Here is a 22,568-nt window from a genome sequence, read left to right on the forward strand (position 1 = left end):
CCGTAACGCTTGGGAACCGATTCCGCCGCAGCGCGCGGAACTCTGGGCGTGCCCCATCGTAATGCCTGCAGATCCAGCAGCGAGGCACCGATGCGCGACGAGACGGACAACGGGAATCCCCGCTCAACGGCCCGGATTTTCGGCCATCCGATCCACCCGATGCTGATCCCGTTCCCGGTCGCCTTCTTCATCGGCGCGTTCGTGACGGACATCATCTACGCCCAGACGGCCTATTTGATGTGGCAGTATTTCTCGATCTGGCTGATCACCGCTGGCCTGATCATGGGCGGCTTGGCTGCCGTCTTCGGCTTCATCGATTATTTCGGCAACCGCCGCATCCGCGCGCTCCGCCCGGCGACGCCGCACATGCTGCTGAACCTGCTGGCGATGATCCTGTCGCTGGTGAACGCCTTCGTGCACAGCCGCGACGGCTGGCAGGCGGTGGTCCCGACCGGGATCATCCTCTCCGGGATCGTCGTGCTGATCCTGCTGGTCAGCGCCTGGCTCGGTGGATCGATGGTCTACCGGCACGGTGCGGCGGTCGTCGAATGACCCGCGCTCTCTCCCTGCTCGCCCTGGTGCTGGCGCTCGCCGCCTGCAGCGACCCCAAGTTCGACGAATCGAGCCAGCTCGGCCCCGACCCGAAGCTCCCCGATCCCAAGGCCTATCTGCTGCCGCCGATCAACGTCGCGCCGGGCGAGGGCTGGAAGAACGGCGCCACGCCGAAGGTCGCCCCCGGCCTCAGGATCCAGGCGCTCGCGACCGGCCTGCATCATCCCCGCAACGTCTATGTCCTGCCGAACGGCGACATCCTCGCGGTCCAGGCCAAGTCGCCGCCGTCGGAGCCGGTCAAGCGACCCAAGGACCTGATCTTCGGCATCGTGAAGTCGAAGGCGACGAAATTCCCCGGCAGCCCGGATGCCGAGAGCCGGATCACCCTGATCCGCGACGCGAACGGCGACGGCAAGCCGGAGCTGCAGGTGACGTTGCTCGATCACCTGAACTCGCCCTTCGGCGTCGTCTGGATCGACGGTTTTCTCTACGTCGCCAACACCGACGCGATCGTGCGCTATCCGTTCACGCCGGGCCAGACCAGCATCACCGCGCCCGGCCAGGTGCTGACGGAGCTGCCCGGCGGCCCGATCGACCATCACTGGACAAAGAGCCTGACCGTCAGTCCGGACGGCCAGCGGCTGTATGCGACCGTGGGTTCCAACAGCAACATCGTCGAAAACGGGTTCGAAGCCGAAAAGAACCGAGCCGCGGTGTGGGAGATCGACCGCGCGACCGGGCGCTCGCGCGTGTTCGCGGGCGGCCTGCGTAACCCGAACAGCCCGAATTTCTATCCCGGCACCAACACGCTCTGGGTGGTCGTGAACGAGCGCGATGAGCTCGGTCCGCACCTGGTGCCGGATTATCTGACGTCGGTGAAGGAGGGCGGCTTCTATGGCTGGCCCTATAGCTATTACGGCCAGCATCTCGATCCGCGGGTGAAGCCGCAACGGCCCGATCTCGTCGCCCGCGCAATCAAGCCGGATTATGCGCTCGGCAGCCATGTCGCAGCCCTTGGCCTGACCTTCTATACCGGGACGTCGCTGCCCGCGCATTATCGCGGCGGCGCGTTCATCGGCGAACATGGCAGCTGGGATCGCTACACGCCGTCGGGCTACAAGGTCGTGTTCGTGCCGTTCGCGAACGGCCGCCCGTCCGGCAAGGCCGAGGAAGTGGTCGGCGGCTTCCTGGACATGGACAACGGCAAGAGCCTGGGCCGTCCCGTCGGGGTCGCGATCGACAAGACCGGCGCGCTGCTGATCGCGGACGATGTCGGCAATACCATCTGGCGGGTGACGGCGGCCGCTCCGGCCACCTGATCCACGACATGCCCGCGCCCGAATCCCGCACGTCGATCATCGCGGCGCTGGTCGGCAACCTGCTGATCGCGGCGACCAAGGGCGTGGCGGCGGCGCTGTCCGGCAGCTCCGCGATGCTCAGCGAGTCGGTCCACTCGCTGGTCGATTCGGGCAACGAAATCCTGCTGCTCTACGGCCAGCATCGTGCCGCCAAGCCGCCCGACGAGCAGCACCCGTTCGGCTATGGCCGCGAGCTTTATTTCTGGTGCTTCGTGGTGGCGCTGCTGATCTTCGCGGTGGGCGCGGGCGTATCGATCTATGAAGGCATTCTGCATATTCGCCATCCCGAGCCGAACACCCGGCCGACGCTCAGCTATATCGTGTTCGGTCTGGCCTTCCTGTTCGAAGGCGCGTCCTGGTGGTTCGGCTGGCGTGCTTTCCGGCAAGCCAAGGGCAAGCTCGCATGGTGGACCGCGGTCCGGGTCAGCAAGGACCCGACCAGCTTCATGGTCTTCTTCGAAGACTCCGCCGCACTGATCGGCATCGTCATCGCCGCGGTCGGCACCTTCGTCTCGGTCGAGCTGCAAAAGCCTTGGATCGACGGCGTTGCCTCTATCCTGATCGGCGGCGTACTGGCGGCCGTGTCCGTCGTCCTCGCGCGCGAAAGCAAGGCGCTGCTGATCGGTGAGCGCGCGTCGCCGGTGCTGACTGAATCGATCGAGAAGATGGTCGCGGCCGATCCGTGCGTCGAATCGGTGGAGAGCATCACCACCTCGCAACTCGCCCCCGACAAGGTGTTCGCCGCCCTGGGCCTGCAGTTCGACGATTCGCTGAGCGTCAGCGACATCGAGCACCTGATCGCGCGGCTCGAGGACCGCATCCGCGCCGAACATCCCGAACTGTTCCGCATCTTCGTCCGTCCGCAGCCGCGGGAACCGGAGCTCTCTCTCGATTCGGGCACGCCGACGCGCTAGTCTCCTGTCGGATGGCGACGTTGGCAGGGGGCGGGGCCGATCGGATCGTGCTCGCAAGCGAGCCGCCGTTCCGCTTGGGCGCGCTCGACGTCGTGCCGGCGTGGCGTCAGGTCCGAATCGAGGGCGAAAGCCGCACGCTGGAACCGCGCGTGATGCAGGTGCTGGTCGCGCTTGCCGACGCAAAGGAAAGCATTGTGGGCCGGGACGACCTGATCGCGCGTTGCTGGAACGGCCGCATTGTCGGCGAGAATGCGATCAACCGGGTTATCTCGATCCTGCGTTCGCTCGCGCAGGAGACGCGCGCCTTCGAAATCGACACCGTCACGAAGGTGGGGTACCGCCTGCGCGTAGCTGCCGCAGACGCGTCTGCGCCGGCAGTGTCGCAGCCTCCGCCACGCGCCGTTTCACGACGCCGAGCCATGACCACGCTCGGTGCGGCGGCCGTCGGAGCGACCGGTCTTTGGATGTGGCGCACCGGCCTCTCCCCGCGCCGTCACCAGGCGGAGCAGTTCTATCAAGCCGGGATCGATAGCGAGAGGCTAGGCGAAATCGGCCTGACGCAGGCGATTGCCCGCTATGAACAAGCCGTGCGCGCCGATCCGGACTATGGTCCGGCGTGGGGGGCGCTTGCGCGCGCTTTGGCCTCAAGCACCGATTCGCTCGACGAGCAAAAAATAGAGCTAGTCGCCCAGCGCATCGATCAGGCCGCCGCGCGCGCTTTGCAACTCGACCCCGAAAACGGCGACGCGCTCCTGGCCCATGTCGCGGTCACACCCGTTTTCCGAAATTGGAGAAATCTTGAGCGCACGATCGCAAAGGTGCTCGCCCGGCGGCCCGATCTCAACCTTGCCCGGCTGAAGCTTTCCTTCTCGCTCGCCAACGTTGGTCGCTATCGGGATGCACTGAACGTCATGAGGCGCGCGATCGCAAGCGAGCCGCTCTTGCCCGGCTACCAGGCACGGTACGCCTGGCTACTGTGGCAGACGGGGCAGACCGACGCTGCGCGCGTCACCTTCGATGGTGCGTATCGACGCTGGCCGGATGACGAACTGGTCTGGCCGTTCAGGTTCATGTTCCTCAGCTTCACGGGCTCAACGAAGCAGGCCCTGGCAATGACTGTCGGAGAGGGACGCCGGGCGGCAGCAATCGGTCCGCTGCCGGGCGAGGTCGCGATTGCCTGTGCTCAAGGGCTGGCGGATGGAGCCGGCGAGCGCGACCGCCGACGGGCGGCAGACGCCATTGTCGCATCCAGAAAGGGCGGAAACGTCGCCTCGTTCGTCGCGATCCCGTACCTCGCGGCGCTTGGCGATCTCGAATCCGCGTTCCGGCAAAGTTACGACTATTATCTCGGCCGGCGAAATCCACTGACCAAAGAGCGGCCACCGCTGCCGCCCTATGCGGAACGGCTCACCGACTTCCTGTTTGCCAGCCCGAGCGCGCCGCTGCGCGCAGACCCGCGCTTCCCGCTGCTGACGCAGGCGATCGGGCTGGACGCTTATTGGCGGGAGAGCGGCACGCTGCCGGATTACCGGCGCCCATCGGTTTAGCCGCCATCATCACGATTTCATAAGCAATCGATAATGACCGGAGAGTAGCGCGCGCGCATCCTTCCGCCGAACCTGATCCCGCTTGCGCGTTTGCAAGCGTCAGGGAGAAAATGGATGAAAGGAACAATCCTGACCGCCGCCCTCGCGTCCCTGGGGGCGTTGGCTTCGGCTCAGCCGGCGAGCGCCTATGTCGTCTCGATTTCCGGCGCACGGCAGAATGTGAACCCGCTTGCACCCTTGGGAGTGGGGCGCTGCGGGCCGGGCCGTTCGACCGTCACCATCGGGCCGGGCAATGGTTCATCGACCGGCACCTCGAACCTGGGGGCCTTCACGTCGATCCAAAGCCATTGCATCACGCCGCCGCTTCCGGCCTCGTACGATTCCGGCATCTTCACCTACGACTTCGGTTCGGGTGACACTCTCGTCGGAACCTACTCAGGCGCCGTCGCGCTTGGCATGACCCCGGGGGTGTTTCATGCGACGGAAAACCTCGTTGTGAGCGGGGGCACAGGCCGTTTCCTCAACGCAACCGGCCTGATCGACACGAGCGGGACGCTGCAGTTCCTGAACGGGAACGGCGTCTATAGCGGCACCATAGCCGGGCGGCTTGAGATCCCCAGCGTGCCAGAGCCTGCCGCATGGGCCATGATGATCGCCGGCTTTGGCCTAGCGGGAGCAGCGGCGCGGCGTCGCAAGCTCGCGTTCGCCTGATCGCGACTCGGCTCTGCTCGAAGGCGGTTGTCCTTCGAGCAGAGTCGAGCAGCGTGTCAGCGCGAGCGGATGAACGCCTTGATATCGCTCGCCAATTTGTGGCGATCCTCGTCGCGGACGTACATCATGTGGCCGGCATCATAGTAATGAAACTGGATGCGATCTTGCGGGAAGCCGGTGCGGGATAGCGCATATTCGGCGCCGAAGAAGGGCGTCGCGAAGTCATAGTAGCCTTGGCCCACGAAGATGCGCAGCCCGCTATTCTCGCGCAGCGCCTGGCCGAGATAGGGCGCGACCGACTTATAATAGGTGCCGTCGCCGCCCCGGTCGCCCAGGTCCCAGTCCCAGGGCTGGACCGACCCGATCGTCACATAGGAGCGATCCGATTTGAAGCCGAGGTCGCCCCGCACATAGGTGTTGATCGCCGCCGTATAGCCGCCGTCGATGCCGTAGAAGCTCGGATCGTTGTCGAAGCCTTCGCCGGCATTGTCGCGGTCCTTGCCGGTGTAGCGGCTGTCGAGCCGGCCGACGACCAGTCCGCGGTCGCGCAACAGCTCCTTCCAGAACCGGCCGGGCGAGACGCGCAGGTCGGTGCGCTCGACATATTGCTCCGAAAGGCCCGTGTAGCGGGCAAGCTTGGCGCGGATCGCGTCGCGCTCGGGCCCGGTCAGCGCCTGGCCCTTCATCAGCGCGGTCGCATATTCGCCGCTTGCGAACGCCTTCGCTTCCGCCACGAACGCCGCGACCGTCGCCGGCTTGTTCGGCACCTTGTCATGATACCAGGCGACCGCCGCCATCGACGGCAGGGCGATGATGTACGGCATGTCGTTGCCCTCGACCTCCGCCTGCGCGCCGAAATCGAGGATCGTCGACATCAGGATGATGCCGTTCAGCGCGACGTCGTTGTAGCTGCCCTCCAGCTCGTGCGCGACGGCGGCGGATCGCGTCGTGCCATAGCTTTCGCCGCCTAAGAATTTGGGGCTGTTCCAGCGGCCATTGTCGTTCAGCCACAGCCGGATCACCTGGTTGATCGACTTCGCGTCCTTGGTGACGCCCCAGAATTCCTTCGGGTCGGTCTTGCCCAGCGCATGGCTGAAGCCGGTGCCGACCGGATCGATGAAGACGATGTCCGTCACGTCCAGCAGACAGTCGGGATTATCGACCAACGGATAGGGCGGGGCGCCGTCGTCGCGCGCGTCCGACGGAATCGCGACCCGCTTCGGTCCGAACGCGCCCATGTGCAGCCACACCGAGCCGGAGCCGGGGCCGCCGTTGAACAGGAACGTCACCGGCCGCGACGGATCGCGCGGTTCCTTGACGTAGCTATAATAATTGATCGCGGCGCGCGGGGTGCCGTCCTCGGCCTTCAGGTAAATCTCGCCCGCAGTCGCGGTGTAGTTGATCTTCTGCCCGCCGAACACGCCGCTGTGGTGCGTCACCACCACCTGCGGCGGCGGAATGTCGGCCGGCGCTTCGGTCCTGGTGTCCGCCTTCTTGTCCTGCGCGAACGCAGGCGCGGCGAGCAGCGCGACGGCTGCGAGCAGATAAGGGCGCAATCTTTCCTCCCGGTTCGGGCTGAGCCTGTCGAAGCCCTCCCTTTCTTTACCCGCCCTAGAAAGAAGGGAGGCCTTCGACAAGCTCAGGCCAAACCGGTGTTTGGTATTCCCGCGCTCCGCATTAGGTAAGGCCGCATGAACATCACGCATCTTGGCCAGCAGTCGAGCCTTCCCGCGCGTCCCGAGGACGCGGTGCTCGATTACGTGCCCAATCCGCGGCCCGGCCGCCCCTATCTCGTTCGGTTCACCGCGCCCGAGTTCACGTCATTGTGCCCGGTCACCGGCCAGCCCGATTTCGCGCATCTGGTGATCGACTATGCCCCGCAGGCGACGATCGTCGAATCCAAGTCGCTGAAGCTGTTCCTCAGCAGCTTCCGCAACCACGCCGCCTTCCACGAGGATTGCACGGTCGGCATCGGCGAGCGGCTATTCGCCGAGATGCAGCCGCACTGGCTGCGCATCGGCGGCTATTGGTATCCGCGCGGCGGCATTCCGATCGACGTGTTCTGGCAATCGGGCCATCCGCCCGCCGGCCTGTGGCTCCCGTCGCAGGATGTGCCCGGCTATCGCGGACGCGGCTGACTCTTCGCTGACAAGGGTGTAAGCTTGCGCGATGAGTAGCGCTGTTCACGATCACCGGATTCGCATCCTGCCCGACGACATCGATTTCATGGGGCACGTGAACAATGCGCGCTACCTGAACTGGGTGCAGGAAGCGGTGATCGATCACTGGCGCCGGTTCGCGCCGGCCGAGGAAGTCGCGGCCAAGCTCTGGGTCGCGCTGAAGCATGAGATCACCTACCGCAAGCCGGCCTTCCTCGACGACCAGGTGATCGCCAGCGTCGTGCTGGAGAAGGTGGAGGGCGCGCGCGCTTTCTACGCGACGCTGATCAAGCGCGGCGAAGACGTGCTGGCCGAGGTCAAATCGAGCTGGTGCTGCCTGGATGCGAGCACGCGCCGTCCAGCGCGGCTCGCCAAGGACGTGATCGCCCGCTTCCTAGGCTGAAGCGGCCTGCGCGGTTCGCCGGTAGAGCCACACCGCCAGCAGCGCGAACAGGACCGGCGCAAGAATCAGCGCCGTCGGCTCGAAGCTTTCGGGCGTGATGCGCAGCGGCGCACCGCTACCGGTGGCGACCACCAGCCCGGCCAGCGCCACGCCGAACAAGCTCTCGCCGACGATCAGCCCGGTCGCGAGCAGCACGCCCATGCGCTCGGCGCCTTCGGGATCGCGCTGCCGGTGCGCCCAGCGGTCGTAGAACCAGCCTGCGACCGCGCCGACCACCACCAGCAGGCTGGTCTGCATCGGCAGGTAGATGCCCAGGCCGACGGCAAGCGGCGGCAGGCGCCAGCCGAGGCGAGGCCGCCCCGCCAGCACGAAGTCGATCGCGACGATGATCGCGCCCGCGATCGCGCCATAGCCGATCATCTTCCAGTCGAGCGTGCCGCCCAGCACGCCCTTGGCCAGGGCGGAGATCAACGCCGCTTGCGGGGCGGGGAGGGCGTTCGCGCTCGCGCCCGGCGCGCCGGCAAAGCCATAGGCCTGGTTTAGCAGCGATAGCACCGGCGGGATCACCAGCGACCCGAAGAACACGCCGAAGATCAACGCCACCTGCTGCCGCCACGGCGTCGCCCCGACCAGCTGGCCGGTCTTCAGGTCCTGGAGATTGTCGTTGGAAATGGTCGCGACGCCGAACACCACCGCGGTGACGATCAGCGCATAGACGACCAGCGGCCCGCTTTCGCCGTTGCCGCCCGCGACTGCGCCGATCAGCAGCGCGGCAGCAATGATCGACAGGATGCCGACGCCCGAGATCGGGCTGTTCGACGCGCCGATCAGCCCGGCCATATAGCCGCACACCGCAGCGATGAACGCGCCCGCCAGCACCACGAACACCAGGCTGCCGCCGATCAGTACGACCACGTTGCCGATCGCGCCGACCTGCGTCGCCAGCAGCACGCCGATCAGCACCAGCGCCGCGAGTGTGCAGACCGCGACGATGCCGATCGGGATGTCGCGCTCGTGCAGCGGCAGTTCGCCGCCGCTGCCCTTGCGATGCGCCGACGCGGCGACTGCCGATCGGATGCCGCCGATGATCGGGCCCAGGATGCTGAGCAGCGTCCAGATCGCGGCGACGCCTATCACGCCCGCGCCGAAGAAGCGCACCTGGTCGCCCCAGACCTGCAACGCGACGGTCTCCGCCGGGCCGGGGATGCCGGCCGTCAGCAACGGCACCGCGACCGCCCAGCCGATCAGGATGCCAAGCCCGATCGCGATGCCGACCGACAGGCCGACCAGATGCCCGGCGCCCAGCAGCGCGAACGACAGCCCCGCGGAAATGCCGGTGGCGCCGCTGCCGACCCGAAAGAAGGTCGATGCTTCGGCCAGCGCGACCTTCATCGCGGCGAGCAGCGCATAGCCCGCCGACGCCAATGCGCCGGTGGTGATGATCTTCAGGCCTGCGCGATTGCCGCTCTCGCCGACCTTCAGCACTTCGGCGGCGGCCACGCCTTCGGGGTAGGGAAGGGACGTGTCCACCACCAGCGCGCGGCGCAGGGGGATCGAGAACATCACGCCCAGGAACCCGCCCAGGAACGTGATCAAGGCGGTCGTCCAGAACGGGAAGTCGTGCCACGCGCCGATCATCACCAGCCCCGGCAGCACGAAGCAGATCGCGGCCAGCGTGCCGGCTGCCGAAGCGACCGTCTGGACGATGTTGTTCTCGAGGATCGTACCGTTCGCGAACGCGCGCAGCAGCGCCATCGAGATGACGGCGGCCGGAATGGAGGTCGCAAAGGTCAGGCCGACGCGCAGCCCCAGATACACGTTGGCGGCGGTGAACAGCAGAGTGATCACCCCGCCCAGCAGCACCGCGCGGACCGTCAGTTCACGAGTCAATTGGCATCCTTTTCAAAACGGATCGTGCGGCCGTAACGCTGCAGCACCAGCGTATCGCCTTCGATGCCGAGCGGTTCCTTGTCGAACGCGGCGATGCCGAGGTCGTTGGGCTCGAACCGGAACACGATCGTGTGCCCACCGGGTGTGAGGGGATAGGCGGGCAGGCTCAGGTCGAAGATCGGCAGATCGGGCACCAGCGCCGCGACTGTCTTTCCGGGCGGCACAGGCAGGCGCCCGTCCTCGTCCACCTCGACGAACGCCGGCTGGCTGGCACCCGCATAGGTGACGACCATCGTCAGCGACGATCCCTGCAGCAGGTCCGGATCGGACAGCGCGACATGGATGCTGCCGTCGGCGGCCGGCTTATCGCTGACCACCGCGAAACGGGGCGGCTTCGGCTTCGGCTCGGTGGTCAGCAGCACTTTCCCGCCCGCCTCGACCCACCGCCCCTGCGCCTGCTCGTCGAGCGCGCCATAGCTCAGCGCATAGCCGAACTTCCCGTCCGGACGGAGCACGAGCCGCGCCGCCATCTCTGTCTGCGACCCGTCATAGGTGCCGGGCAGGACGGCGGCGGGGGCGGGAGCGGCCCAGACCAGACAGCCTAACGCGATCATCCAAGCCGGTTTGGGCTGAGCTTGTCGAAGCCCTCCCTTTTCCTTCTGAAATCGAAATAGAAGAAGGGAGGCCTTCGACAAGCTCAGGCCAAACCGAGCGTGGGAGTCGGCGCAGATGCTGGATTTCACCGCAGCAGATTCCCCAGCACGCCGCGCATCAGGCTTCCGACCAGCCCGCCGCTCGACGAGCTCCGCCGGCTCGCGCCGCCGAACACGGCGCGGCCCAGCTCGTTCGCGACCTGCCGTCCGATCGACGACGAAGCGGAGCGCGTGGCGGAGACGATGATCTTGTCCATCATGCCGGGCTTGGCCGCCTCGCGCTCGGCGGCGATCCGCGCGCGTTCCGCTTCCTTTGCCTGGCGTGCATCCTCCTTGGCCTGCAGCGCCGCGGACTTCTCCGCCTCGGTCTGCGCCTTTGCCGCGGCGGCGGCAGCGGCGGCTTCCTGTGCCTTCGCCGCGAGCAATTCCTCGGCCGATTCGCGATCGACGACCGTGTCGTATTTCTTGCCGATCGCGTCGGTCTCGCGCAGCACGCCGCGCTCGACCGGCGTCAGCGGGCCGACGCGCGAGGAGGGCGGCTTGATCAGGGTGCGCTCGACCAGGCTCGGGCTGCCGTCCGCCTGCAGCAGTGAGACGAGAGCCTCGCCGACCTTCAGTTCCGTGATCGCCTTGGCGACATCGACGCCGGGATTGGCGCGAAACGTCTCGGCCGCGGCGCGAATCGCCTTTTCGTCCTTCGGCGTGAACGCCCGCAACGCGTGTTGCACGCGGTTGCCCAACTGCGCCGCGACCGTATCCGGCACGTCGACCGGGTTCTGCGTTATGAAATAGACGCCGACGCCCTTCGACCGGATCAGCCGCACCACCTGCTCGACTTTCTCGAGCAGCGCCGGCGGCGCCTGATCGAACAGCAGGTGCGCCTCGTCGAAGAAGAAGCAGAGCTTGGGCTTGTCCGGATCGCCGATCTCCGGAAGCTGCTCGAACAGCTCCGACAACAGCCACAGCAGGAACGTCGCGTAAAGCTTCGGGCTCGCCATCAATTTGTCGGCGGCAAGGATGTTGACCACGCCGCGGCCCTGATCGTCGGTGGCGATCAGGTCGGCGATCTCCAGCGCCGGCTCCCCGAAGAAATGCTCGCCGCCTTGGGACCGGAGCTGGAGCAGCGAGCGCTGAATCGCGCCGATGCTCTGCTTGGATACATTGCCGTAGGTGGTGGTCAGCTCGTCCGCGCGCTCGGCGCAATGGCTGAGCATGGCCTGCAAATCGTCGAGGTCGAGCAGCAGCAGTCCGTCCTTGTCCGCGACCGTGAAGGCGATCGTCAGCACGCCTTCCTGCACTTCGTTGAGGCCCATCAGCCGGGCGAGCAGCAGCGGCCCCATTTCGGAGATGGTCGTGCGGACCGGGTGGCCCTGTTCGCCGAACAAATCCCAGAGCTGGACCGGATTGTCGGCATAGGCCCAGTCGGTCATGCCGATCTCCGCCGCGCGCGCGGCGAACGCATCGTGCGTCTTCGCGGTCGGCGATCCGGCCATGCCGAGTCCGGCAAGATCGCCCTTCACGTCGGCGACGAAGGTCGGCACGCCCGCTTTCGAAAAGCCTTCGACGATTCCCTGCAGCGTCACCGTTTTGCCGGTGCCGGTCGCGCCCGCGATCAGGCCGTGCCGGTTGGCGCGCTTGAAGTTCAGGATTTGGGGCTGGCCCCCGCCCTGTCCGATGAAGATGCCGTCATCGCTCATGGCGCGGGTGTAGAGCGGGGAAGCAGGCCGGAAAAGCCCCTCTCCCAGCGGGAGAGGGAGGGGCCCGCCGCGAAGCGGTGGGAGGGTGAGGGCGACCAATGCGTGTCACCCTCACCCCGCTCAAGCTTCGCTTGAGTCGACCCTCTCCCGATGGGAGAGGGTTAGCCGTTCTTGATCTTCAGGCCGATATAGCGCGCCGGCGAATTGCCGCGCTGGACGAGCAGCAGCACGCTCGGCCGATTGGCGCGGGTCGCGTCGGCGACGGCGGCGCGAACGTCCTCTGCGGTGGCGGCCGGGCGGCCGTTCACAGAGATGATCACGTCGCCGCGCTGCAGACCCTTGGCGGCCGCGTCGCTCGACGGATCGACGCCGCCGATCACCAGTCCCTTGGTCGTCGCCGGCACGCCCACCGAGCGGGCGATCCCCGGCGTCAGCGGCTGCACGGCCAGGCCGAGCGAGGCCTTGGCCGCTTCCTGCTGCGATCCGTTATCGTCGTCGTCCTTGCTGAAGCTGTCGTCGTCGCCGCCGCCCAGCCGGGCCGCAAGCTGCTCTTCGGGCGGACGTTCGCCCAAGGTTGCCGTCACCGTCATCCGCTTGCCGCCCCGGATCAGCTCGATCGGCACGCGGGACCCGATTTCGGCGTTCGAGACGAGATAGGACAAGGTCGTGTCCGGCGTGACTTCCTGGCCGTTGACCGCGACGATTACGTCGCCCTGGCGGATGCCGGCGCGCTCGGCCGCCTGGCCGGGTTCGACGCTGGCGATCAGCTCGCCCCGGTTCTTCGGCAGGCCCAGCGACTCGGCGATGTCGTCGGAAATCTGCTGGATCTGCACGCCCAGATAGCCGCGCTTGACCCGGCCGCCGTGCATCAGCGCGTCGACGACCGGCTTGGCCTGCTCGGCCGGGATCGCGAAGCCGATGCCGACATTGCCGCCCGAAGGCGACAGGATCGCGGTGTTGATGCCGATCACATTGCCCTGCAGGTCGAACATCGGGCCGCCCGAATTGCCCATGTTGATCGACGCGTCGGTCTGGATGTAGCGGTCATAGGCGCCGCCCTGGCCGGTATTGCGGTGGATCGCCGAGACGATGCCCGACGTGACCGTGCCGCCCAGGCCGAACGGATTGCCGATCGCCAGCACCCAGTCGCCGACGCGCGCGTCCGCCGAATTGCCGAAGCGCACGAACGGCAGGTTCTGGCCCGCGTCGATCTTCAGCACCGCAAGGTCGGAGGCGAGGTCGCGGCCGACGAGGCGCGCCTTGAACTCGCGCTTGTCGGGCAGCGTGACGGTGATCGACTCGACCACCGCGCCCTGACGGCCCGGCGCGACCACGTGATTGTTGGTGACGATATAGCCGTCCGGCGAGATGATGAAGCCGGAGCCGAGCGACTGCGCCTGCCGGGTGACGGGCCGGCCATTGCTGTCCTGCCCGCCGAACAGGTCGGCGAAGGGCGTGCCTGCGAACGGGTTGGTGCCGCCCTGGCTGACCTGGACGCGCTGGGTCGTCGAGATGTTGACGACCGCCGGCTGCAGCCTCGCCGCGAGGTCGGCGAAGCTCATCGGCGCGCCGCGGGGCGCGGCGGCGGCCATCGCCTGCGGCGCGTTCTGGGGGGTCTGGGCGCCCACCGGCTGCTGCATGACGACGGAACTGGCGACGCCACCCAGCAGAAGGGCAGAGGTCAAGGCATAGGCGTAACGCACGTGTCGATTATCCTCTCAAGTCTGGGCACCGGCACGGTCGCGCGCGGCGCGCGGCCCTACGGGTGCGGAATGCTTGCTGAACGTCGTTTGAATGACATCTGTCATCGACCGCGCCCGGTGAACTCCTTCAGATAAGCATTGTCCGGCGACAGGATGACATTCGTGTCGGCGTTCTGCGAATTGAACGTCAGCCGGTACGACTGCATCGCTCTATAGAACTCATAAAAGTCCGGGTCTTTCCCAAAGCTCGCGGCATAAGTGCGCGCGGCGTCGGCATCGGCTTCGGCGCGGATGATCTGCGCCTGCTTGCGGCCCTGCGCGTCGATGGTCAGCGCTTCCTGCTCGCGCGCCGAACGCATCCGCTCATAGGCCGATTGCAGCGGCGATCCCTCCGGCAGGTCGGTGCGCTTGATGCGCACGTCGATGATCTCGGCGCCATATTGCCGTGCGACCCGGTCGAGTCCCTGCACGATCTCGTGCATCACCCGCGTCCGTTCGGGGCTCAGCAGCGCCGCGGCCGGCACCTTGCCCAGCTCGTTGCGCAGCGCCGAGCCCAGAATCGGGCGCAGCTGGTCGGCGACCTGTTGCTCGTTCCCGGCGGTCACGTAGGTGCGCAGCGGATCGACGATACGGAAACGCGCATAGGCGTCCACATTCAGCCGCCGCTGGTCGGTCGACAGCACCTGCTGGCGCTCCATCGACACGTCCTGCACCCGCTTGTCGAGCCAGACGAGCTGGTCGACGAACGGCACCCGCAGGATCAGTCCGGCGCCGGTGCGGCCGAATTGCTCGCCCGGGCGGTAGCGGTTGACGATGCTGATCGGCTCGCCGAACCGGACGATCACGGCCTGGCGCGTCTCGGGCACCACCGCGATGGTGCTGGCAAGCACCACCAGGATCGCGATCGCCGCGACCAGCAGCACGATCGGGTTCTTCCAGCTGAACACCGGGCTCACTGCTGCGCCTCCTCGCTGGGGGTCGCTCGTGCGCGCGGCAGCCGGTCCAGCGGCAGGTAGGAATTCACGCCCGGCGCCTCGATGATCGTCTTGTCGACCTTCGACAGCACGTCCTCCATCGCTTCGTAATACATGCGCCGCCGGGTCACTTCGGGGGCAAGCTTGTATTGTTCATAGACCTTGTCGAAGGCCGCCGCCTCGCCCTGCGCCTTGGCGGTGATCTGCTGGGCATAGGCGCGCGCGCCGTTCACATAGGCGATCGCGTTCTGCTGCGCGGCCGACACCTTCTTGAAGCTTTCGGTCACTTCGTTCGGCGGATCGGCCTGCTTGATCGCGACGCCCTGGATGCGCACGCCCGAGCGATAGGCGTTCAGCAGCTCCTGCATGCGCTGGGCGACGCGCGCCTCGATATCGGTCCGGCCGGCGCCGATCGCGTCGTTCAGGCTCACATTGGCCATCACCGCGCGCATCGCCGATTCGGCGACTTCGCGGATCGTGTCCTCCGGCTCCTTCAGCTGGAACAGGAAAAGCGCGGGGTCGCTGATGTTCCAGCGCACCGAATAGGCCAGGTCGACGATGTTCTGGTCGCTGGTCAGCACCAGATTCTGGTTGTCGCCCGCGGTCGAGCCGATGTCGATGGTGCGGATTTCCTCGATATTCTGCTTCACGACCCGGTCGATCGGCGCGGGGAAGCTGAAGTTGACGCCCGGCGTCATCGTCCCCGCATAGCGGCCGAGGCGCAGGATCACGCCGCGCTCGCGCGGGTCGATCGAATGGACGCTGGTCAGCAGGATCCAGAGGCCGAGGAACAGCAGGATCGCGTAAAGCCAGATCGGCTTGCCGCCCAGATCGGGAAGGCCGCCGCCACCCCCGAAGCGCTCGCGGCTGCGGCGCAGCAGCTCGTCGAGCGCCGCCGGTCCCGGCCGGTTGCCGCGCGGCCGTCCGCCGCCGGGCGGCGGGCTCCAGGGATTGCGCGGCCCGCCGCCGTCGCCGTCCCCGCCGCCGCTTCCACCACTGCCGCGGCCGCCCCAGGGCCCGCCGCCGCCTTCGTTCAACATCGCGCCTTGGGGCCTCAGCCACGCCGTCAGCTTGTTCATCCGGCCTTTATAGGGAGGGCCGTTCAGAAAAACAGTGTTCCGTGTGCGGAACCAAGCGCCTATCGGAGCGCCCATGCCCGAACCCGACCGCCTGTACGCCGCGATCTCCAAAATCGTCGGCAGCCGCGCCGCGGCGCCGCGCCTCACCGATGGCCGCGCCTCGCTGATTCTCGACGTGACCGGCCTCGACGCCAAGACGCGCGACGCGATGGCAGAGGCGGCGAAGCAGGCGCTGCTCGCGCTCCCCGACGTCACCGACGTGCGTATCGCGATGACCAGCGAAAAGCGCGAGCGGCGGATCATCGCGGTCGGCTCGGGCAAGGGCGGGGTCGGCAAGTCGACGCTCGCCGCCAACCTCGCGGTCGCGCTGCACGGGTTGGGCCGCAAGGTCGGGCTGGTCGATGCCGACATCTACGGCCCCTCGGTGCCGCGGCTGATGGATGCGGAAGGCACGCGGCCGATGGCGGAGGACCAGAAGCTGCTGCCGGTCGAAACCCGCTTCGGCGTGCCGATCCTGTCGATGGGCCAGCTGGTGAAGCCGGGCCAGGCGATCGCATGGCGCGGCCCGATGGCGGGCAACGCGCTCGGCCAGCTGATCGACGCCGCCTGGGGCGACACCGACACGCTGATCGTCGACCTGCCGCCCGGCACCGGCGACGTGCAGCTGTCGATGATGCAGAAGCACAAGCCCGCGGGCGCGGTGATCGTCTCCACCCCGCAGGATCTGGCGCTGATCGACGCCGCGCGCGCGGTGGATCTCTTCTCCCAGGCGAACATCCCGATCGTCGGCCTGGTCGAGAACATGGCCGGCTATGCCTGCCCCCATTGCGGCCAGATCAGCGATCCGTTCGGCGCCGGCGGTGCGCAGGCAGCCGCCGCGGCGATGGACCTGCCATTCCTCGGCCGCGTCCCGCTCGAAATCGCGATCCGCCAGGCGAGCGACGCCGGCGAGCCTCCCGCCGCCACCGACGGCTTCGCCGGCGACCCGTTCCGCGCGATCGCGGCCAAGGTCGCGGCCTGGCTGGATCGCGGAGCGGCTTAGAGGGTTACACGCCTTACACTCGGTTTGGCCTGAGCTTGTCGAAGGCCTCCCTTGTTCTTGGGGCAGCGAAAGAAGGAAGAGAGGGCTTCGACAAGCTCAGCCCAAACCGACTTGGAGTCCGTTGATGCCGATCACCTCAGACGCCGAAATCGCCGACCTCCTCCAGTCGACCCGCACGATCGCCCTGGTCGGCGCGTCGGACCGCCCCGATCGCCCCAGCTATGAAGTGATGCACTTCCTCCAGCAGCACGGCTACCGCGTCATCCCGGTCAATCCGCAGATCACCGGCGAGCACGTCCACGGCGAATATGTCTGGCGCGAACTCGCCCAGATCGGCGAACCGATCGACCTGGTCGACATCTTCCGCCGCCCCCAGGCCGCCGGCGAAGCGGTCGACGAAGCCATTGCGGCCGGCGCGAAAGCCGTCTGGATGCAGCTCGGCGTGATCAACGAAGAAGCCGCCGCCCGCGCCGAAGCCGCCGGCCTCAAGGTCGTGATGGACCGCTGCCCGAAAATAGAAATCGCCCGAATGCGCCTGCCGAAGGTGGAATCCTAAGCCACCCTCGTCATTCCCGCGAAAGCGGGAATCCCGCTTCTTCTTTCCTTCTCTTCGTGAGCTTCGTGTCTTCGTGCGAGCCAAAAAGGGGACTCGCACAAAGACACGAAGAACAGAAAGAAGCGGGATTTCCGCTTTCGCGGGAATGACGGGAGACGAATTCGCGAGAGGGCGGCGGCATCTTGGCCGTTAAGCCGGCAACGCCGGTCGGGGTTCACGCGAAGCCGCGAAGACGCGAAGACGCGAAGGGCCGGCGTTAAGCGACACCGATCGAACGAACACTCCGATCTTCTTCGCGCCTTCGCGTGAACCAAATCAGGCCTTTTCCAGCAGCTTCTCCCGCGCGATCTTCTCCCGCCACACCAACGGCGCCGTGTGGTGGACGCTCTCGCCGGTCGCGTCGACGGCGACGGTGACCGGCATGTCCTTCAGCTCGAACTCGTAGATCGCTTCCATGCCCAGGTCTTCGAAGCCGACCACCTTCGACGCCTTGATCGCCCGCGCGACCAGATAGGCCGCGCCGCCGACCGCCATCAGATAGGCCGCCTTGTGGTCCTTGATCGCCTCGATCGCGACCGGCCCGCGCTCGGCCTTGCCGACCATCGCGAGCAGGCCCTGCTCCAGCATCATGCGGGTGAACTTGTCCATCCGCGTGGCCGTGGTCGGACCGGCCGGACCGACGACTTCCTCGCGCACCGGATCGACCGGCCCGACATAGTAGATCACGCGCCCCTTGAACTGGACCGGCAGCTGTTCGCCGCGGGCAAGCATATCCTGGATGCGCTTGTGCGCGGCGTCGCGGCCGGTCAGCATCTTGCCGTTGAGGAGCAAGCGGTCGCCCGGCTTCCAGCTGGCAACCACTTCTGGCGTCAGCGTGTCGAGATCGACGCGGATCGCTTCCTTGCTCGGCGTCCACTGCACCTTCGGCCATTCGTCGAGGCTCGGCGGCTCCAGATAGGCCGGGCCCGATCCGTCGAGGTGGAAATGCGCGTGCCGGGTCGCCGCGCAATTCGGGATCATCGCGATCGGCTTCGACGCAGCGTGCGTCGGCCAGTCCATGATCTTCACGTCCAGGATCGTGGACAAGCCCCCCAAGCCTTGCGCGCCGATGCCGAGCGCATTGACCTTGTCGAAAATCTCGATCCGCAGTTCCTCGATCTTATTCTGCGGCCCGCGCGCTTTCAGCTGCGCCATGTCGATATCGCCCATCAGCGATTCCTTGGCGAGCGTCATCGCCTTTTCGGCGGTGCCGCCGATGCCGATGCCGAGCATGCCCGGCGGGCACCAGCCCGCGCCCATCGTCGGCACGGTCTCCAGCACCCAATCGACGATCGAATCGGACGGGTTCAGCATCTTGAACTTGGACTTGTTCTCGGAGCCGCCGCCCTTCGCCGCGACGATCACCTCGACGTGATGCCCCGGCACCATCTCGACGTGCAGCACGGACGGCGTGTTGTCCTTGGTGTTGACGCGCGAAAAGGCCGGATCGCTGAGGATCGACGCGCGCAGCCGGTTGTCCGGGTGCAGATAGGCCCGCCGCACCCCCTCGTCGATCACCTCCTGCAGCGAATTGTCGCTCTCGAGCCGACAGTCCTGCCCCCATTTCACGAACACGGTGACAATGCCCGTATCCTGGCAGATCGGCCGATGCCCCTCCGCGCACATGCGGCTGTTGGTCAGGATCTGCGCGATCGCATCCTTCGCCGCCGGCGACACCTCGGCCTCATAGGCCGCGCCCAGCGCCCGGATGTAATCCATCGGGTGGTAATAGGAGATATACTGGAGCGCGTCGGCCACGCTCTCGATCAGATCGGCTTCGCGGATGGTCGTGGTCATGGCGTGCCCCCTCGCACAGCTTGCGGGGGCTTTTCTAGAGTATGGATGGGGAAAGAGGAATGTGTCGACGACGGGTGGTTTGCGGCCAGTCGTGGTCATCCCCGCGAAAGCGGGGATCCCGCTTCTTTCCTTTCTACCTTGGTGAGCTTTGCGTTCTTCGTGCGAGATAGATTTCGCACAAAGGGCACGAAGAAGAAGCGGCAATCCCCGCTGTCGCGGGAATGACGAAAAGGGCGGCAAGGGGGGGTCGTCAGCCGATATCCCTCAGTCCAACATCTTCCGCTTCTCATCCACCCACATCTTCCCCTCGTCGCCGCCCCAGAGCAGCCAGGCGATATAGCCGGCGGATGGGCGCGCCGGGTCGGCCCAGTTGCGGCCCTGTTTATCGACCGCGTGGCGGGCGAAATAGCTGTACATGGACTTGATGTCCTTGGGCTCCAGCGGTTCGCGGGCGATCAGCTGCTCGGCGCGGGCGACGCCGACATGGGTGCCGCCGCGGCCGTGTTTCGCCCGCAGGTCCAGCCCGCGCGCGGCGTTCTCCGCCATCTTGCTTGTCGGCACGAAACGCACGGGTTTCGGCATGCGGCGCTCCCTTCAGATCGAGGGTGAGCCTTTCCCTCTGCGCGCCGGATAATCCACAGGAATCTGAATCGCTGGCGCGGGCCCGTCGAACGGTTGGGCGAGGGCCGGGAATTCCCTCTCTGCAAGACATCGGTTCAGCGCCGAAACGAATCCTTCGCGCGACGAACTGCGGGCTTCGGCAATGATTTACCGTCTTGCGTCCGGACTCGCGTTGGAACACAATCCCTAGCGCTAACACCGGGGGCTCACACAAGACGTGGTATTCACCGCGCGCGACACCATATCGCGTGCACGGATGACTCACGCCCTGTGGAACACGGGGACAGGCGTTTTTCGCCCGCCCGGACGAGCCCTGGAAGTGTTACCGATGGTTGGCTTGCCCGAATCGAACAGATCGGGAACAATGAGGGGCTTGGGACGCATGGATTTCAGGGACACGCAGGAGGCCGATATGAGCGCCACCACCGTCGAGGCCGCGGACACCGGCACCGGCACGGGCACCCGCGAAGTGCGCGCGCGTCCCTTCCCAGTCGAGGTCGACCACAGCCGCGATTCGCTGCTGACCGAGTTCGGCAAGGACACGCTGCGCGACCGTTATCTGCTGCCCGGCGAATCCTATCAGGACCTGTTCGTCCGCGTCGCCTCCGCTTACGCAGACGACGCCGCCCATGCGCAGCGGCTCTACGACTATATCTCGCGCCTGTGGTTCATGCCGGCGACGCCGGTGCTGTCGAACGGCGGCACCGGGCGCGGCCTGCCGATCTCCTGCTACCTGAACTCGGTCGACGATAGTCTCGAAGGCATCGTCAACACATGGAACGAGAATGTCTGGCTCGCCTCGCGCGGCGGCGGCATCGGCACCTATTGGGGCAGCGTGCGCGGCATCGGCGAGCCGGTCGGCCTGAACGGCAAGACCAGCGGCATCATCCCCTTCGTGCGCGTTATGGATTCGCTGACGCTGGCGATCAGCCAGGGCTCTCTCCGCCGTGGTTCGGCTGCCTGCTATCTCGACATTTCGCACCCCGAGATCGAGGAGTTCCTCGAGATCCGCAAACCCTCCGGCGACTTCAATAGGAAGGCGCTGAACCTGCACCACGGCGTGCTGATCACCGACGACTTCATGGAAGCGGTGCGCGGCGGCGAGGAATGGACACTGCGTTCGCCCAAGGACGGGTCGGAACGCGCCAAGGTCGACGCCCGCTCGCTGTTCCAGAAGCTGGTCGAAACCCGCCTTGCGACCGGCGAGCCGTACATCGTCTTCGCCGATCATGTGAACAAGGCGATGCCGCGCCACCACCAGGAGCTGGGCCTCAAGGTCTCGACCTCGAACCTCTGCTCCGAAATCACGCTGCCGACCGGCCGCGATCACCTCGGCAACGATCGCACCGCGGTCTGCTGCCTGTCGTCGCTGAACCTCGAAACCTGGGACGAGTGGAACGGCGACAAGCAGTTCATCGAGGACGTGATGCGCTTCCTCGACAATGTGCTGACCGATTACATCGAGCGCGCGCCGGACGAAATGGCGCGGGCCAAATATTCGGCGGGCCGCGAACGCTCCGTCGGGCTCGGTGTGATGGGCTATCACTCGTTCCTGCAGGCGCGCGGCATTCCGTTCGAATCCGCGATGGCCAAGTCGTGGAACCTGAAGATGTTCAAGCACATCCGCGCCGGCGCCGACGAAGCGTCGATGATGCTGGCGACCGAGCGCGGCCCGTGCCCGGACGCGGCCGAGCGCGGCGTGATGGAGCGGTTTTCGTGCAAGATGGCGATCGCGCCGACCGCGTCGATCTCGATCATCTGCGGCGGCACTTCCGCCTGCATCGAGCCGATCCCGGCCAACATCTACACCCACAAGACGCTGTCGGGCAGCTTCTCGATCCGCAATCCGTATCTGGAGAAATTGCTGATCGAGAAGTCCAAGAACTCTGACGCGGTGTGGAACTCGATCCTTGAGAAAGGCGGCTCGGTCCAGCACCTCGACTTCCTCACAGGCGAAGAAAAGGACTGCTACAAGACCAGCTTCGAGATCGACCAGCGCTGGCTGATCGAGCTCGCCGCCGACCGCACGCCCTATATCGACCAGTCCGCCAGCCTGAACCTGTTCATCCCGGCCGACGTCGAGAAATGGGACCTCTTGATGCTCCATTTCCGCGCGTGGGAGCTCGGCATCAAGTCGCTCTATTACCTTCGCTCGAAATCCGTCCAGCGCGCCGGCTTCGCCGGCGGCGTCGAAGCCGACAACACCCCCGACCTGCGCCAGATCGAGGTCGAGGCAAAGGATTACGACGAGTGTTTGGCGTGCCAGTAGGCCAGTCGCACTCACCCTCCCGCGGCTGCGCCGCTCCTTCCCTCTCCCGGCGGGAGAGGGAGGGGCCCATCGCGTCAGCGATGGGAGGGTAAGGGCGATGGTGATGCAGAATTATCGCGGCCTTCCTGGCGGCTCCGTCGACCGCGCCCGCGAACTCCGTCGCAACCGCACCGAAGCCGAAGACAAGCTCTGGTACGGCCTGCGCGAAAGGCTACCGGCGTACAAATGGCGCTTCCAGGTGCCGTTCCATCCCTATTACGCCGATTTTGCGTGTCTAAAGGCCAAGCTGATCATCGAAGTCGATGGCGGCCAGCATGACGAGGCGCGCGCCCGCGATGCACGCCGGACGCGCTTCCTCGAAGCAAAAGGCTTCCGCGCCCTTCGCTTCTGGAACAACGACGTTCTTGAGAATCTGGACGGCGTGCTGGAGGCGATCTCTATCTCCCTCTCCCAGCGGGAGAGAGTGTCGGGCCGGTCATGCTCCCAGCATGACCTAAATGGTGTGGGGCACCATTTACCCGACACTGGAGCGGCGAAGCCGCGGAAGGGTGAGGGCGGCAGCCTATGACACCCTCATCCTCACCCTCCCACCTCGCTGCGCGAG

Annotated in this window: 20 protein-coding genes; 11 read left to right on the forward strand and 9 right to left on the reverse strand. The window is 66.4% G+C overall.

Going from position 1 to position 22,568, the window contains the following annotated elements; all coding sequences use genetic code 11:
• The first annotated feature begins 90 nt into the window (after nt 1-90).
• From SCH01S_RS12630 to SCH01S_RS17245, 5 genes are all read left to right on the forward strand, one after another.
• Complete coding sequence (locus tag SCH01S_RS12630) at nt 91-552, forward strand: DUF2231 domain-containing protein (RefSeq protein ID WP_046349175.1); 462 nt, start codon at nt 91-93, stop codon at nt 550-552.
• Nucleotides 549-1,871: a PQQ-dependent sugar dehydrogenase gene (locus SCH01S_RS12635; RefSeq protein ID WP_046349176.1), complete on the forward strand. Its 1,323-nt coding sequence runs from the start codon at nt 549-551 to the stop codon at nt 1,869-1,871. The genes SCH01S_RS12630 and SCH01S_RS12635 overlap by 4 nt, the downstream gene beginning before the upstream one ends.
• An 8-nt stretch (nt 1,872-1,879) precedes the next feature.
• On the forward strand, nt 1,880-2,824 hold the full coding sequence (locus SCH01S_RS12640; RefSeq protein WP_046349177.1) for a cation diffusion facilitator family transporter: 945 nt from the start codon (nt 1,880-1,882) through the stop codon (nt 2,822-2,824).
• A gap of 74 nt (nt 2,825-2,898) precedes the next feature.
• The gene (locus tag SCH01S_RS12645) at nt 2,899-4,371 is read left to right on the forward strand and encodes a winged helix-turn-helix domain-containing protein (protein WP_169746394.1); all 1,473 of its coding nucleotides are present in this window, start codon (nt 2,899-2,901) and stop codon (nt 4,369-4,371) included.
• Nucleotides 4,372-4,485: 114 nt separating this feature from the next.
• Complete coding sequence (locus SCH01S_RS17245; protein ID WP_052733931.1) at nt 4,486-5,082, forward strand: PEPxxWA-CTERM sorting domain-containing protein; 597 nt, start codon at nt 4,486-4,488, stop codon at nt 5,080-5,082.
• 56 nt (nt 5,083-5,138) lie between these two features.
• Here SCH01S_RS17245 and SCH01S_RS12655 read toward each other — a convergent pair whose 3' ends face one another.
• Complete coding sequence (locus tag SCH01S_RS12655) at nt 5,139-6,638, reverse strand: S10 family peptidase (protein WP_046349179.1); 1,500 nt, start codon at nt 6,636-6,638, stop codon at nt 5,139-5,141.
• A gap of 135 nt (nt 6,639-6,773) precedes the next feature.
• On the opposite strand from SCH01S_RS12655, the gene queF reads away from it, so the two are divergent.
• Both queF and SCH01S_RS12665 read left to right on the forward strand, forming a co-directional pair.
• Nucleotides 6,774-7,220 (forward strand): preQ(1) synthase, encoded by a 447-nt coding sequence (gene queF, locus SCH01S_RS12660; protein WP_046349180.1) that lies wholly within the window; start codon nt 6,774-6,776, stop codon nt 7,218-7,220.
• 31 nt (nt 7,221-7,251) lie between these two features.
• Nucleotides 7,252-7,644 carry an acyl-CoA thioesterase gene (locus tag SCH01S_RS12665; protein ID WP_046349181.1) on the forward strand — a complete coding sequence of 131 codons (393 nt, stop codon included), beginning with the start codon at nt 7,252-7,254 and terminating at the stop codon, nt 7,642-7,644.
• On the opposite strand, the gene SCH01S_RS12670 is transcribed toward SCH01S_RS12665, so the two are convergent.
• The 6 genes from SCH01S_RS12670 to hflK all read right to left on the reverse strand — a co-directional run bounded on the left by SCH01S_RS12670 (nt 7,636) and on the right by hflK (nt 15,640).
• Complete coding sequence (locus SCH01S_RS12670) at nt 7,636-9,534, reverse strand: OPT family oligopeptide transporter (protein ID WP_046349182.1); 1,899 nt, start codon at nt 9,532-9,534, stop codon at nt 7,636-7,638. The two genes, SCH01S_RS12665 and SCH01S_RS12670, sit on opposite strands and share 9 nt — an antisense overlap.
• The gene (locus tag SCH01S_RS12675) at nt 9,531-10,148 is read right to left on the reverse strand and encodes a hypothetical protein (protein ID WP_046349183.1); all 618 of its coding nucleotides are present in this window, start codon (nt 10,146-10,148) and stop codon (nt 9,531-9,533) included. Before SCH01S_RS12675 ends, SCH01S_RS12670 begins: the two co-directional genes overlap by 4 nt.
• A gap of 125 nt (nt 10,149-10,273) precedes the next feature.
• The gene (locus tag SCH01S_RS12680) at nt 10,274-11,884 is read right to left on the reverse strand and encodes a helicase HerA-like domain-containing protein (RefSeq protein ID WP_046349184.1); all 1,611 of its coding nucleotides are present in this window, start codon (nt 11,882-11,884) and stop codon (nt 10,274-10,276) included.
• Nucleotides 11,885-12,045: 161 nt separating this feature from the next.
• The gene (locus tag SCH01S_RS12685) at nt 12,046-13,587 is read right to left on the reverse strand and encodes a DegQ family serine endoprotease (protein WP_046349185.1); all 1,542 of its coding nucleotides are present in this window, start codon (nt 13,585-13,587) and stop codon (nt 12,046-12,048) included.
• 101 nt (nt 13,588-13,688) lie between these two features.
• Nucleotides 13,689-14,543, reverse strand: coding sequence for a protease modulator HflC (gene hflC / locus SCH01S_RS12690; RefSeq protein ID WP_046349186.1), 855 nt, complete (start codon nt 14,541-14,543; stop codon nt 13,689-13,691).
• Complete coding sequence (hflK, locus tag SCH01S_RS12695; RefSeq protein WP_046349187.1) at nt 14,540-15,640, reverse strand: FtsH protease activity modulator HflK; 1,101 nt, start codon at nt 15,638-15,640, stop codon at nt 14,540-14,542. Before hflK ends, hflC begins: the two co-directional genes overlap by 4 nt.
• A 73-nt stretch (nt 15,641-15,713) precedes the next feature.
• Here hflK and SCH01S_RS12700 point away from each other — a divergent pair, with 73 nt between their 5' ends.
• Together SCH01S_RS12700 and SCH01S_RS12705 are read left to right on the forward strand one after the other, a co-directional pair.
• A complete protein-coding gene (locus tag SCH01S_RS12700; protein WP_046349188.1) occupies nt 15,714-16,682 on the forward strand; it encodes an Mrp/NBP35 family ATP-binding protein in 969 nt (322 codons plus the stop codon).
• Between the two features lie 124 nt (nt 16,683-16,806).
• Nucleotides 16,807-17,238 (forward strand): CoA-binding protein, encoded by a 432-nt coding sequence (locus SCH01S_RS12705; RefSeq protein ID WP_046349356.1) that lies wholly within the window; start codon nt 16,807-16,809, stop codon nt 17,236-17,238.
• A 315-nt stretch (nt 17,239-17,553) separates the two neighbouring features.
• Here the strand turns inward: SCH01S_RS12705 and SCH01S_RS12710 are convergent, their stop codons facing one another.
• Entirely contained in the window at nt 17,554-19,074 is a 1,521-nt protein-coding gene (locus SCH01S_RS12710) for a fumarate hydratase (protein ID WP_046349189.1), read from the reverse strand.
• Nucleotides 19,075-19,338: 264 nt separating this feature from the next.
• Nucleotides 19,339-19,656, reverse strand: coding sequence for a hypothetical protein (locus SCH01S_RS12715; protein ID WP_046349190.1), 318 nt, complete (start codon nt 19,654-19,656; stop codon nt 19,339-19,341).
• A 421-nt stretch (nt 19,657-20,077) separates the two neighbouring features.
• On the opposite strand from SCH01S_RS12715, the gene SCH01S_RS12720 reads away from it, so the two are divergent.
• Nucleotides 20,078-21,964: a ribonucleoside-diphosphate reductase subunit alpha gene (locus SCH01S_RS12720; RefSeq protein WP_046349191.1), complete on the forward strand. Its 1,887-nt coding sequence runs from the start codon at nt 20,078-20,080 to the stop codon at nt 21,962-21,964.
• A 103-nt stretch (nt 21,965-22,067) separates the two neighbouring features.
• A complete protein-coding gene (locus SCH01S_RS12725) occupies nt 22,068-22,532 on the forward strand; it encodes an endonuclease domain-containing protein (RefSeq protein WP_046349357.1) in 465 nt (154 codons plus the stop codon).
• Nucleotides 22,533-22,568 lie beyond the last annotated feature (36 nt).

It is taken from the genome of Sphingomonas changbaiensis NBRC 104936 (assembly GCF_000974765.1).
GTDB classification, from domain to species: domain Bacteria; phylum Pseudomonadota; class Alphaproteobacteria; order Sphingomonadales; family Sphingomonadaceae; genus Sphingomonas_B; species Sphingomonas_B changbaiensis.

Excerpts from the sequence above, each read along its gene's own strand:
- SCH01S_RS12630 (WP_046349175.1), top strand. The coding sequence starts at position 91 with ATGCGCGACGAGACGGACAACGGGAATCCCCGCTCAACGGCCCGGATT.
- SCH01S_RS12635 (WP_046349176.1), top strand. The coding sequence starts at position 549 with ATGACCCGCGCTCTCTCCCTGCTCGCCCTGGTGCTGGCGCTCGCCGCC.
- SCH01S_RS12640 (WP_046349177.1), top strand. The coding sequence starts at position 1,880 with ATGCCCGCGCCCGAATCCCGCACGTCGATCATCGCGGCGCTGGTCGGC.
- SCH01S_RS17245 (WP_052733931.1), top strand. The coding sequence starts at position 4,486 with ATGAAAGGAACAATCCTGACCGCCGCCCTCGCGTCCCTGGGGGCGTTG.
- queF (WP_046349180.1), top strand. The coding sequence starts at position 6,774 with ATGAACATCACGCATCTTGGCCAGCAGTCGAGCCTTCCCGCGCGTCCC.
- SCH01S_RS12665 (WP_046349181.1), top strand. The coding sequence starts at position 7,252 with ATGAGTAGCGCTGTTCACGATCACCGGATTCGCATCCTGCCCGACGAC.
- SCH01S_RS12675 (WP_046349183.1), bottom strand. The coding sequence starts at position 10,148 with ATGATCGCGTTAGGCTGTCTGGTCTGGGCCGCTCCCGCCCCCGCCGCC.
- SCH01S_RS12680 (WP_046349184.1), bottom strand. The coding sequence starts at position 11,884 with ATGAGCGATGACGGCATCTTCATCGGACAGGGCGGGGGCCAGCCCCAA.
- hflK (WP_046349187.1), bottom strand. The coding sequence starts at position 15,640 with ATGAACAAGCTGACGGCGTGGCTGAGGCCCCAAGGCGCGATGTTGAAC.
- SCH01S_RS12700 (WP_046349188.1), top strand. The coding sequence starts at position 15,714 with ATGCCCGAACCCGACCGCCTGTACGCCGCGATCTCCAAAATCGTCGGC.
- SCH01S_RS12705 (WP_046349356.1), top strand. The coding sequence starts at position 16,807 with ATGCCGATCACCTCAGACGCCGAAATCGCCGACCTCCTCCAGTCGACC.
- SCH01S_RS12710 (WP_046349189.1), bottom strand. The coding sequence starts at position 19,074 with ATGACCACGACCATCCGCGAAGCCGATCTGATCGAGAGCGTGGCCGAC.
- SCH01S_RS12715 (WP_046349190.1), bottom strand. The coding sequence starts at position 19,656 with ATGCCGAAACCCGTGCGTTTCGTGCCGACAAGCAAGATGGCGGAGAAC.
- SCH01S_RS12720 (WP_046349191.1), top strand. The coding sequence starts at position 20,078 with ATGGATTTCAGGGACACGCAGGAGGCCGATATGAGCGCCACCACCGTC.
- SCH01S_RS12725 (WP_046349357.1), top strand. The coding sequence starts at position 22,068 with ATGCAGAATTATCGCGGCCTTCCTGGCGGCTCCGTCGACCGCGCCCGC.